Origin of the sequence: Nocardia higoensis, assembly GCF_015477835.1 — a bacterium.
Lineage (GTDB): Bacteria > Actinomycetota > Actinomycetes > Mycobacteriales > Mycobacteriaceae > Nocardia > Nocardia higoensis_A.
Window position 1 is genome coordinate 3,002,338 of the sequence record NZ_JADLQN010000001.1, and the last position, 13,823, is coordinate 3,016,160.

Annotated in this window: 1 protein-coding gene (running past one end of the window); it reads right to left on the reverse strand. The window is 71.0% G+C overall.

Annotated features, from left to right (window positions below; translation table 11 throughout):
* Positions 1-13,823 carry the end of a non-ribosomal peptide synthase/polyketide synthase gene (locus tag IU449_RS13665; protein WP_195002142.1) on the reverse strand. Its footprint extends 30,130 nt past the window's final position, so the window shows 13,823 of its 43,953 coding nt (coding positions 30,131-43,953); the start codon falls outside the window, past its right edge; it ends in the stop codon at positions 1-3.

Genomic DNA, 13,823 nt, shown 5'->3' on the forward strand with positions numbered 1-13,823 from the left:
CTACTTCGCGTGAATCACCCGTACCGCGTCATCGGCCGCGTCGGAGCTCTCACCGGCGGCGAGGAACCAGTGGGTGACCTCGCCTTCGGTCAGGTCGTCGGCGACCGAACCGGTCGGCAGCACCGAGAGCGCGCCCGCGATGGAGGTCGCGAGGAACTCGTTCAGCGCGGCCCGCCCGGTGTCGGCGGTGGTGTAGGTCGTCGACTCGTAGTCGATGTCCTCGCTGCGGCGCAGGCTGTCGCCGAGATCGAGCGCCTGCTCCTGGCTCAGCGGCACCGCGACGCCGTCGATCAGCTCCACGAAGGCCGGGTGCTCCTCGCCGAGCGGGCGGACCCGGTCGGCGTAGGACACCGGATGGCCCGCCGCGGCCGCGATCTCGTCACGCACCGACTGCTCGGCCAGGGACACCCAGGTGATTCCGGCGTCCTCGCGGGCCTCGCGGGTGACCCCGAAGCGAGCTCCCGCCGAGGCCAGTGCCGCCGCGTCGAGTCCGGCGGCGAACAGCACCGCCGCACCGGCCTTCTGAGCCGCCCAGACCGCGACCACCGAGTCCACCGACCGGGGCAGCGCCACCGCGACCACGTCGCCCGGGCCGACACCGCGCCCGATGAGCACCCGCGCGAGCTGCGAGGAGCGCCGGTCCAGCACGTGGTAGGCGATCTCGTTGTCGCCGTCGAGCAGCGCCGGAGCCTCCGGATCGGCTTCGACGACCTCGGCGAGTACCTTCGCGACGGTCCTGGCACCGAGGCGACCGGCCTCGGCGGCCTGGGCCGCACCCGGATCACCCAGCAGCGCAGCGCGTTCGGCCTCGTCGAGGATGTCGATGTCGCCGACCGCGCCGACCGGATCGCCGAGCAGCGCGTCGAGCACGCGCAACATGCGCGCGGCCAGGGTGCTGACCTCGTCGGCGGTGTAGCGGCTGGTCAGGTACTCGAAGGTGATCTCGAGCTTGCTCTCCAGCAGCACCTGCAGGGTCAGCGGGTAGTGCGTGGAGTTGCTGACGCCGACGCCGGTCACCGACATGCCGTCGATATCGGAGGCCGCGGCGATGGCCGCGCGATCCACCGGGTAGGACTCGAAGACGTACAGGGTGTCGAACTGCGAGGCCACCCCGGCGGCGCGCTGGATGTCGGCCAGACCGATGTAGTGGTGGTCGAGCAGATCGGCCTGTTCGCGCTGCATGCGGCGCAGCTGGTCGCCGATGGCAGCGTGCTCGTCGATGCGCATGCGCACCGGCAGGGTGTTGATGAACAGACCCACCATCGTCTCGACGCCGGGCAGCTCGGCCGGGCGGCCGGAGACGGTGGTGCCGAACACCACGTCCGAGCGGCCGACGAGCCGGCCGACCAGGATGCCCCAGGCCGAGGAGACCAGCGTGTTCACGGTGATCCCCAGTTCGGCGCAGTGCTTGCCGAGCCTGCGGGTCGCCTCTTCGTCGAGCTCGACGGTGACCTTGCCGGTTTCGTATTGCTCGACACCCTTGGCGGGCGGCGCGAACTCGGTCGGCTCGGACAGCCCCTCGAATGCCTGCGCCCAGATCCGCAGAGACGCCTGCGGATCGCGGCCGGCCAGCCACTCCAGGAAGGTCCGGTAGGAGGCCACCGGCGGCAGTGCGGCGACGTCGCCGCGTACCGCGTAGAGCACCAGCAGATCCTGCATGAGCAGCGGCATCGACCAGCCGTCCAGCAGCACGTGGTGGGTGGTGATGGACAGATGCCACTGGTCGGCGCCGGTGCGGTACAGGGCGTAGCGCACCAGCGGCGGGGTGGCCATGTCGAACCGTTCGGCCTGGTCCTGAGCCAGCAGCTTGCGCAGCTGACCCATCCGCTCGTCCTGCGGCAGATCGGTGAGATCCACTTCCTGCCACGGGACCTCGACGCCGTCGAGGACCACCTGCACCGGCTGACCGTCGGAGTCGGTGACGAACGCGGTCCGCAGGTTCGGGTAGCGGTCCAGGATCGCCTGCGCCGAGGCGTGCAGGCGGTCGGCGTCCACCGTGCCGGAGAGGTCGACCACGGCCTGCATGGTGTAGACGTCCACCGTGGCGGTGCTCATCAGCGCGTGGAAGAGCAGGCCGGACTGCAGCGGCGTCAGCGGCCACACCTCGGTCATGCCGGGGTAGGTCCGCTCCCACAGGTCGATGTCGGTCTGGCCGACGCGCACCAGCGGCATGTCCGACGGGGTGAACCCACCGGCATCGGGCCGCCGTGCGTGCGTGGCGAACGCGGCCAGCGCGTCGCTCCACAGGCTCGCCAGTTCGCGCACCCGGTCCTCGGTCAGCACGCCCGCGGGGAAGCCGAAGGTGGTGACCAGGTCCGAGTCGATCCACGCCGCCTCGATGTCGAGGACACCCGCGGCGGGCAGGTCGCCCGAGCGCGCGTCGACGATCTCGGCGGGCAGCTCGCCGCGATAGCGGAAGCCGACCTGGGCCGGGTCTGCCAGCCCGAGCCGCGCGTGCCCGACGCCGTGGCCGGGCACCGCCAGCAGCTGTTCCTTGACGGCCTTGACGAGCCCGCCGAGAGCGGAACCGCCCGCGAAGGCATCGTCGACCTCGGCGGCCGAGAACCCGGCCGCGGTCAGGTCCAGACGCGCCGGGTAGGCGGTATCGAACCAGCCGACCGTGCCCGCCAGGTGCGCACCCGGCACGGACTCCTCGGCGCGGCCCCGCGCGTCCAGGCGCAGCACCGGCAGTGCCGCCGTGCCGCTCCACCGCACCAGCGCCAAGGCGAGCGCGGACACCAGCACGTCGTGCGCGGTGCTGCGGTACTTGCCCGCGAGTCCGGCGGACCCACCGACCACCGCGGAGCCGTTGACGGTGCCGGAGTCGATCGCACCGCCGAGCACCGCGAGGCCGATGTCGGCGGGGGTCCGCACCCGCACCCGGCGCACGGTCGCGGCGATGTCGACGGCCGGGTTGAACGCCCGGGCACCGATCGGCGCCTCGTCGGTGGCCGAAACACCCTGCCAGTAGGGCAGTTCCGCACTGTGGTCGAGCTCGGCGGCGTGGTGTGCCCAGCGACGCAGTGTGGTGCCGGGCGCGGGCAGCTCCAGCGGCGCGTCGACACCGAGACGTGCGACCGCCTCGGTGATCTCGGCGCCGAGGATCCGCCAGGACGGCCCGTCCACCACGAAGCGATGCGCCACGACGAGCAGTTCGTCGGTGCGGTCGTCTTCGAAGGTGAACAGCACGAACTGGGTCATCACCCCGGCGGCCGGATCGAGACGATCCACCGCCGCGGCCAGCTCGTCCTCGCGCAGCCAGTCGCCATCGGTGCCGCGGGCCACCCGGACTTCCCGGACGAGCGGTTCGACATCGACCACCGCCATGGCCTCGAACGTCCAGTCGCCGCCGTTGTCACGCACCCGGGTGCGCAGCGCGTCGTGGCGTTCGAAGATCGCCTCGAGCGCTTCGAGCAACGTCCACCAGTCCAGAGCCTGCGGCATCTCCAGCGTCATGGCCTCGGCCAGCCCGTCGAAACGGCCCCGCGCCAGCAGCGCCGCCATCGCCGCAGAGATCGGGATCTCGCCGACGCCGCCGCCGGGCAGCTCCCGCAGCCCGGTGTCGGTGGCGCCGGTGAGGGTCGCGACCTCCGCCAGCGCCGCCACAGTGCGCTGGTCGAAGACCTCGCGGACACTGAACGCCGCGCCCGCGGCCTTGGCGCGAGCCACCAGCTGGATGGACAGGATGCTGTTGCCGCCCAGGGCGAAGAAGTCGTCGTCCGCGCCGATCCGGCCGGACTCGCTCTTCTCGATGCCCAGGACATCGGCGAACACCTCGGCCACGATCCGTTCGGCCGGGGTCGCCGGCGCGCGGAAGGCGGCCTGCTCGAAGCTCGGCGCGGGCAGCGCCTTGCGGTCGAGCTTGCCGTTGGCGTTGAGCGGCAGGGCGTCGAGCACCACGAAGGCGCTGGGCACCATGTAGGACGGCAGATCCTCCGACAGCGCCGACTGCAGCGCCCGCTTGTCGAATTCGCCGGTGACGGTGGACGCCGGGACCACGTAGGCGACCAGGCGATCGCCCAGGTTCGGGTCGTTGTGCGCCAGTACCGCCGCCGCCGACACCGAATCCCGGCGCAGCAGCGCGGCTTCGATGTCGCCGAGCTCGATGCGGAAACCGCGGATCTTCACCTGGAAGTCGGTGCGGCCCCGGTAGTCGAGTTCACCGTTCGCGGTCCAGGCGACCAGGTCGCCGGTGCGGTACATGCGTTCGCCCGCCGCGCCGAACGGGTCGGCGACGAACCGGTCGGCGGTCAGATCCGGTCGCGCGAAGTAGCCGCGCGCCAGCTGCTCGCCCGCCAGGTACAGCTCGCCCGCCACACCCACCGGCACCGGACGCAGGCGCGCGTCCAGCACATAGACCCGGCTGTTCCACTCCGGCGCACCGATGGACACCGAGGCGGTGTCGTGGTCGTCGACGCGGTGGCTGGTGATGGAGACCGCGGCCTCGGTGGGGCCGTACAGGTTGAACAGCTCGCCGGAGCCGGCCGCGCGGAAGCGCTGGGCGGTCGCGGCGGGCAGCGCCTCACCGATGGCCAGGACCCGACGCAGGGACGCGGGCGGCTGATCACCGGACTCGGTGAGCAGCGCGTCGAGCATGGACGGCACCACGTGCAGCGTGGTGACGCCGGTCTCGCGCATCAGCGTGTTCAGGTACGACGGATCGCGGTGACCGTCGGCGGTGGCGATCACCAGCGTGCCGCCGCTGACCGCCGCCGACCAGAACTCCCAGACCGAGAGGTCGAAGGTCGCCGCCGTCTTGAGCAGCACGGCGTCGTCCGCGCCGAGGCCGAATTCGGCGGTCTTCCACTGCAACTGGTTCGCGATCGCCGCGTGCGGCACCGCGACGCCCTTCGGCACACCGGTCGAGCCGGAGGTGAAGATGACGTAGGCGGTGTTCGCCGGGACCAGCGGGCGGACCCGCTCATCGTCGGTGATCGGTCCCTCGGCGTAGCCGGACAGATCCAGCTCGTCGATGCGCACCGACGGCGCGGCCTCGTGCTCGAAGCCGTCCCGCGCGGTGGTGAGCACGCGCACCGGTGCGGCCGTGCCGAGGATGTAGCCGACACGCTCGGCAGGCTGATCCGGGTCGATCGGCACGTATGCCGCACCCGCCCGAGCCACCGCGTACATCGCGATCACCAGATCCGCGCTGCGGCGGATCGCCAGCGCCACCCGGTCCTCGGTCCCGATGCCCGACGCGATCAGGTGCCGCGCCAGGCGGTTCACCCGCGAGTCCAGCTCGGCCCAGGTCAGGGTCACCCGCACACCGGCCTCGTCGGCGATCACGGCGACAGCACCCGGCTCGGCGGCCGCCACGGCCGCGTCGAACAGCGACACCAGGGTCGCCTCGAGGTCGGTCGCGTGCGCGGTGTCGTTCCACGCCCGCAGGATCCGCTCGGACTCGTCGGCGGCCAGCAGGTCGATGTCGCCCACCGGCACCGTCTGGTCGGCGACCACGGTGTCGAGCACCCGCAGGAACCGGTCCACGAAGCCGCGCACCGTCGATTCGTCGAACAGGTCGGTGGCGTAACCGAATTCGGCCACGATCTCGGCCGGGGCGCCGTCGGCGGCGTACCGGTCGAAGACGGTGACGTGCAGGTCGGTCTTGGCCAGCTGCGCGCCGAAGTCGACCGCGCTCACCGACAGGCCGGGCAGCTCGAACGCCTGCTCGGCGAGGTTCTGGAACGACAGACCCATCTGGAACAGCGGGTTGCGCGCGGTCGAGCGCACCGGGTTGAGCACCTCGACCAGGCGCTCGAACGGCACGTCGGCGTGCGCGAACGCCTGCAGGTCGCGTTCCCTGACCTCGGCGAGCAGGTCGGCGAAGCTGTCCGCGGGCCGGACCTGGGTGCGGAAGACCAGCGTGTTCACGAACATGCCGATCATGTCGTCGAGTTCGCGTTCACCGCGACCGGCGATCGGGGTGCCGACCGCGATGTCCTCGGTGCCCGACAGCCTGGCCAACAGCACTGCCAGGGCCGCGTGCACGACCATGAACAGCGAGGCGTTGTTGGCCCGCGCCACCTCGTGCAGCTTCGCGTGCTTGTCCGGGTCGATCTCGAAACGCACCGCGCTGCCCCGGAAGGACTGCATCGGCGGACGCGGCCGGTCGGCCGGAAGTTCCAGCTGATCGGGCAGACCCGACAGCGCGGACTTCCAGTACTCGACCTGCTGCGCTGCCACCGATTCCGGATCGTCCTCGGTGCCGAGCACTTCGCGCTGCCACAGGGCGTAGTCGGCGTACTGCACCGGCAGCGGCGACCACTGCGGCGCCTCGCCCGCCGCGCGCGCCATGTAGGCGGTCATCAGGTCGCGCGCGAGCGGACCCATCGACGCGCCGTCGGCGGAGACGTGGTGGGAGACGAAGGCGATCACGTGCTGATCGGCCGCCAGACGGTACAGCGCGACCTTCAGCGGCACCTCGGCGGTCACATCGAAGGTGGTGAGCACGAACTCGATCACCGTGGCGATCAGCTCGGACTCGTCGATGTCCACCGGCCGCAGCGACGGCGTCGACTGCGAGGCGGGCAGCACGACCTGCACCGGCTCGCCGTTCACCGTCGGGTAGACGGTGCGCAGCGATTCGTGGCGGGCGAAGATGTCGGCCACCGCGCGTTCGAGCGCGGCCACATCCAGCGTGCCGGTCAGGCGCACCGCGAAGGGCACGTTGTCGACCGCCGAGGCGCTGGTGTCGAACTGGTTGAGGAACCAGTAGCGCTGCTGCGCAGGCGAGAGCGGGATGTGCTGCGGACGCGGCCCCGCGGTCAGCGCGGGACGGGCCCGGCCGGTGCCGGACGCGCGTTCGGCCCGCGCGGCCAGCGCCTCGACCGTGGACGCCTCGAACAGGTCACGCACGGCGAGCCGGGTGTCGAGCGCCTTGCCCAGCCGCGCGGTGACCTGGGTGGCCACCAGCGAGTTGCCGCCGAGAGCGAAGAAGTCGTCGTCGGCGCCGACCCGTTCCAGGCCGAGCACGTCGGCGAACACACCCGCCACGATCTCCTCGATCGGCGTAGCCGGTGCGCGGAACTCCTTGCTGGAGAACACCGGTTCGGGCAGCGCCTTGCGATCGAGCTTGCCCGAGGCGTTGAGCGGGAAGGCGTCCAGCACCACGATCGCGGCCGGAACCATATAGGCGGGCAGCGATTCGGAGATCGCGGCCAGCAGCGCGTGCTGCTCGGCCACCTGCCCGGGTCGCGGCACCACGTAGGCCACCAACTGGTCGCCCAGCGACGACGGCACCACGAGCGCGACGGCCTGGCTCAGCGATGGCTGTGCCAGCAGCGCGGTCTCGATCTCACCCAACTCGATGCGCTGGCCACGGAATTTCACCTGGAAGTCGGTGCGGCCGATGTACTCCAGACGCGGCCGCTCGGCCCTGTCGGAACGCCACAACACCAGGTCACCGGTGCGGTACATCCGCGCACCCGGCACGAACGGGTTCGCCACGAAGCGGTCCGCGGACAGGTCCGGGCGCGCCACGTACCCGCGCGCCAGCTGCTCACCGGCGAGGTACAGCTCACCCGCGACACCGTCCGGAACCGGCTGCAAACGCGAATCCAGCACGTAGACACCGACATTCCACTGCGGCAGGCCGATCGGCGTCGTCCGCTCGTCTTCACCACGTGCGGGCCAGTAGGTGACCGAGACGGCTGCCTCGGTCGGGCCGTACAGGTTGTGCAGCACGGCATCCGACACCTGGTACCAAGCGGTGACCGTCTCCGGCGGCAACGCCTCACCGATGACGAACACATCGCGCAGGGTCGGCACCGAACCGGCCGCCAGGTTCGCGGCGAACACGCTGAGCATGGATGGCACGAAGTCGGTCATCGTCACCTGGTGGCGGACGATCATGTCCGCCACGTACGCCGGGTCGCGATGGCCGTCGTGGGTCGCCACGACCAGCTTGGCGCCCGTGCGCAGCGGCATGAAGTAACCCCACAGCGACACGTCGAACGTCGTCGCGGTCTTCTGCAGGTACACATCCCCCGGACCCATCGGGTACTCCGACAGCATCCAGCTGGTCTGGTTGTCGATCGCGCCGTGCGAAACCGCCACACCCTTCGGACGACCCGTCGAACCAGAGGTGAAGATCACGTAGGCCGGGTTGTCGCGCCGCACCGGGCGCAGCAGTTCGCCCGCCTCGACCGGCGCGGTCGAGTGGCCGCTCAGGTCGGCGGTGTCCAGCAACACCACGTCGGTGCCCTCGGGCACCGGCACGGCGTCGGCCGTGGTCGACAGCACGCAGGCGGGCTGCGCGGTGTCGAGGATGTGCGCGATGCGCTCCGCCGGGTGATCCGGGTCCAGCGGCACGTACGCGCCACCGGCGGTCACGATCGCGTACATGCCGACCACCAGGTCCAGCGAACGCCGGACCGCGAGGCCGACCAGCGATTCCGCGCCGACGCCGCGCGAGATCAGCAGGCGCGCGAGAGAGTTCACGCGCTCGTCGAACTCACGGTAGGTCAGCGAGGTGCCCTCGTAAGAGATCGCCACCCGGTCGGCGTGCTCGGCGACGGCCACGCGGTAACCGTCGAGCAGCAGCGCGGGTGCGAGCGGGTGAGCGGTGTCGTTGCGGCTGGAGACCAGCTCCAGACGCTCCCGCTTCGCCAGCAGCGGCAGATCGCCCACCGGGGTGGCCGGTGCCGCGATCACCGCGTCGATCAGGCGCAGGAACCGCTCGGCGAACACCTCGACGGTCGACCGGTCGAACAGGTCGCTCGCATAGGTGAACACACCCGCGATACCGGTCGGCGCGCCCTGCTCGTCGTAGGTGTCGGTCAGGATCAGATGCAGATCGAACTGCGACATCTCGGTATCGAAGTCCACCCCCGAGACCGTCAGGCCGGGCAGCTCCAGCGATGCCTTGGTCTGGTTCTGGAACGACAGACCCACCTGGAACAGCGGGTGCCGCGCCTGCGAGCGGGCCGGATTGAGCACCTCCACCAGCCGCTCGAACGGCACATCCGCGTGCGCGAACGCCTGGATGTCGATCTCGCGCTGTCGGGCCAGCAGCACATCGAACGGCTCGCCCGCGTCGACCCGGCTGCGGAACACCAGCGTGTTGATGAAGGTGCCGATCAGGTCTTCCAGCGCCGCCTCGCCACGACCGGCGATGGGCGTGCCGATGGCCAGATCCTCCGCACCCGACAGGCGCGAGAGCAGCACCGCCAGCGCGGTGTGCACGACCATGAACAGCGTCGCGCTCTCGCCCTGGCCCACGCCGATCAGCGCGCGGTGGGTGTCGGCGTCGATGCGCACCGGCACCATGCCGCCGCGGAACGACTGGGTCGCCGGGCGCGGACGATCCGTGGGCAGGTCCAACTGCTCGGGCAGATCGGCCAGCGCGGTCCGCCAGTAGGCGAGCTGACCGGACATCAGCGAGTTCGGATCGGCTTCGCTGCCGAGCAGTTCGCGCTGCCAGATGCTGAAGTCGGCGTACTGCACGGCCAGCGGGGTCCAGTTCGGGGCCTCGCCGGAACGACGCGCCACGTAGGCGGTCATCAGGTCACGGACCAGCGGCGCGAACGACGAACCGTCGCCGGCGATGTGGTGCACGACCATCGCGATCACGTACTCGCGCAGCGCGGATCCGTCGTCGTCGACAGCGTCGGTGATCTCGAACAGCGCCACGCGCACCGGCACTCGCTCGGTGACATCGAAGGGCAGCCCGACCAGTTCCACCACGGCCCCGGCGATCTCGGCCGAGCCGATGGCGTGGGTCTCCAGCGGCACCTGCGCCTGACCGGGGGCCAGGATGAGCTGCACCGGCTCGCCGTCGACCTCGGGGTAGACCGTCCGCAGCACTTCGTGGCGGGCGATCAGGTCGGCGATGGCGGCGCGCAGCGCGGCCGCGTCCAGCTCACCGGTCAACCGCACCGCGATCGGCACGTTGTAGGCGGCCGAACTCGAGTCGAACCGGTTGAGGAACCACATGCGCTGCTGCGCCAGCGACAGCGGGATGCGCTCCGGGCGCGGACGGGCGGTCAGGGCGAGCCTGCCCGCGCCCGCCTGCTGCTCGACCCGCACCGCGAGCGCGGCCACCGTCGGTGCCTCGAACAGCAACCGGACCGGGACACGGGTGTTCAGCGCAGCGCCCAGCCGGGAGGCGACCTGAGTGGCCAGCAGCGAGTTGCCACCCCAGGCGAAGAAGTCGTCGTCCAGACCGATCCGGGCGCTCTGGTCCAAGCCGAGCACCTCGGCGAAGACGGTGGCGACGATCTGCTCGATCGGTGTGGTCGGCGCCCGGAAGACCGCCTTCTCGAAGGTCGGTTCCGGCAGCGCCTTGCGATCGAGCTTGCCGTTGACGTTCAGCGGCAGCTCGTCGAGCTGCACGAACACCGACGGCACCATGTACGACGGGATCTCCGCCGACAGCGCGGCCTGCAGTGCGCGCGTGTCGATCTGCTGCCCCGCGCTCGCGGGCACCACGTACGCCACCAGGCGATCACCCAGGGCCGGATCGGTCAGCGCCAGCACAGCGGCCGCCGCGATCGAGTCCTGGCTCAGCAGTGCCGATTCGATCTCGCCCAGCTCGATGCGGAAGCCGCGGATCTTCACCTGGAAGTCGGTGCGGCCCCGGTAGTCGAGTTCACCGTTCGCGGTCCAGGCCACCAGGTCACCGGTGCGGTACATGCGCTCGCCCGGGGTGAACAGGTTGGCCACGAACCGGTCGGCGGTGAGGTCGGGCCGGGCGAAGTACCCGGTCGCCAACTGCACGCCGCCCAGGTACAGCTCGCCGGACACGCCGACCGGCACCGGACGCAGACGCGAATCCAGCACGTACACCTGGCTGTTCCACTGCGGCGAGCCGATGGACACCGCGACGGCGTCTTCATCGCTCACCTCGTGGGTGGTGATCGAGACGGCGGCCTCCGTCGGGCCGTACAGGTTGAACAGCGTCGCGGCGTTGTTGCGCCGGAACCGCTGCGCGGTCGCGACCGGCAGCGCCTCGCCGATGGCCAGGACGCGCCGCAACGTGGCGGGCATCCGGTCGCCGGACTCGACCAGCAGCGCGTCCAGGGCCGAAGGCACCACGAACAGGGTGGTGACGCCGGTGTCGGCGATCAGCGCGTTCAGATACGCCGGGTCCCGATGCCCTTCCGCGGTGGCCACGACCAGGCGACCGCCGCTGATCACCGGAGACCAGATTTCCCACACCGACACGTCGAAGGTGGCCGCCGTCTTGAGCAGCACCACGTTCTCGGCGTCGAGCCCGAATTCGTCGGTGACATAGGCCAGCTGGTTGGCCGCGGCGCCGTGCGGCACCGCCACGCCCTTCGGCCTGCCGGTGGAACCGGAGGTGAAGATGACGTAGGCGGTGTTGCCCGCGCGCAGCGCGCCGTTGCGGTCGGCATCGGTGACCGCGGTCGCGGGCAGGTCGTCGAGGTCGAGCGCGTCGACGGTGACCAGCTCGGCGACCTCGGTCTCGAAGGCGTCCGCGGCGGCGGTCAGCACCAGCGCGGGCGCGGCGGTGTCGAGGATGTACTCGACCCGCTCGGCCGGCTGGTCCGGGTCGATCGGCACGTAGGCCGCACCGGAGCGGGCCACCGCGTACAGCGCGATCACCAGGTCCAGCGAGCGGCGCATGGCCAGCGCGACCCGGTCCTCGGGCCGCACACCACGGGCGATCAGGTAGCGCGCCAGGCGGTTCACCCGCGCGTCCAGTTCGGCCCAGGTCAGACTGATCCGCGACCCGGCGGCCGGGTCCGTGTCCATGACAACGGCGATCGCATCCCGGTCGGCGGCGGCCACGGCGGTGTCGAACAGCGACACCAGGGTGGCGGCGCGGTCGGTCTCGTGCGCGGTGTCGTTCCACGCGCGCAGGATCCGCCGGGACTCCTCGGCACCGAGCAGATCGATCTCGGAGACCGGGATGTCCGGGTTCGCGACGACGGCTTCCAGCACGCGCACGAAACGGTCCGCGAAGCTCTGCGCGGTCGACTCGTCGAACAGGTCGGTGGCGTAGCTGAAATCGGTGACGATCTCGGCCGGGTCGCCGTTGTCGTCGTAGAGGTCGTAGAGCGTGACCGTGAGGTCGGTCTTGGCCAGTTGGGCGCCGACGTCGACCGCGCTGACCCGCAGACCCGGCAGGGTCAGCGTGGTCTCGGCCAGGTTCTGGAACGACAGACCCACCTGGAACAGCGGGTTGCGCGCGGTCGAGCGCACCGGGTTGAGCACCTCGACCAGGCGCTCGAACGGCACGTCGGCGTTCGCGAAGGCCTCCAGGTCGCGCTCGCGCACCTCGGCGAGCAGATCCGCGAAGCCCTGTCCGGGATCCACCTGGGTACGGAAGACCAGCGTGTTGACGAACATGCCGATCAGATCGTCGAGTTCGCGCTCGCCACGACCGGCGATCGGGGTGCCGACGGCGATGTCGTCGGTACCCGAGAGCCTGGCCAGCAGCACCGCGAGGGCGGTGTGCACGACCATGAACAGCGAGGCGTTGCGGGCCCGCGCCAGCTCGTGCAACTTCGCGTGTAGCTCGGCGGGCATGTCGAAGCGGACGGACTCGCCGCGGAACGACTGCGCGGGCGGGCGCGGCCGGTCGGCGGGCAGATCCAGCTGGTCGGGCAACCCGGCCAGCGCGGACTTCCAGTACTCGACCTGGCGGGCGGCCACCGAATTCGCATCGTCCTCGGTGCCGAGTACTTCGCGCTGCCACAGGGCGTAATCGGCGTACTGCACCGGCAGCGGCGTCCACTGCGGCGCCTCCCCGGCGACCCTGGCCACGTAAGCGGCCATCAGGTCGCGGGCCAGCGGGCCCATCGAGGAGCCGTCGGCGGCGATGTGGTGCACCACGAAGGCGACGACGTGTTCCTGCGCGCCGAGACGGAACAGGGTGACCGCCAGCGGCACCTCGGCGGAGGCGTCGAAGGTGGTCATCGAGAACGCGATGACCCGTTCCACCAGTTCGGATTCGGCGATCTCCACCGGCTCCAGGCGCGGCCGGGCGACCGGCAGGATCACCTGGTGCGGCCCCTCGGGCGCGCTCGGGTAGGTGGTGCGCAGCACCTCGTGCCGGGCGATGACATCGCCGATGGCCTGTTCCAGCGCCGCCACGTCGAGCGCGCCGGACAGGCGTACCGCGAGCGGGATGTTGTCCACCGCGGAGGTGGCGGTGTCGAACTGGTTGAGGAACCAGTACCGCTGCTGGGCGGGCGAGAGCGGGATGCGCTCGGGCCGCGGTCCCGCGGTGAGTTCCGGCCTGGCCCTGCCGCTTCCGGCGATCGACTCGGCGCGGGCGGCCAGCGCGACCACCGTGGAGGCGTCGAACAGATCGCGCACCGCGAGCTGGGTGTCGAGCATCTTGCCCAGGCGGGCGATCACCTGGGTGGCCAGCAGCGAGTTGCCGCCGAGGGTGAAGAAGTCGTCGTCGAGACCGACTCGGGCCACCCCGAGCACGTCGCCGAAGGTGCTCGCCACGATCTCCTCGACCGGGGTCGACGGCGCGCGGAACGCCTTGACCTCGAACACCGGAGCGGGCAGCGCCTTGCGGTCGAGCTTGCCGGAGGCGTTGAGCGGGAACTCCTCGAGCACCACGAACGCCGAGGGCACCATGTAAGCGGGCAGTTCACCGGCCAGTCCGGCGCGGACGGCCTCGGTGTCGATCGAGCGGCCCGCCTCGGGCACGAGGTAGCCGACCAGCTGATCGCCGAGCCGCTCGTCCGAGCGCACCACGACGACCGCCTGCGCGACGGAATCGGAGGCGGTGAGCGCGGCTTCGATCTCGCCGAGCTCGATGCGCAGACCGCGCAGCTTCACCTGGAAGTCGGTGCGGCCCAGGTACTCCAGCTCCCCGTCGGCCGTCCAGGCCACCAGGTCAC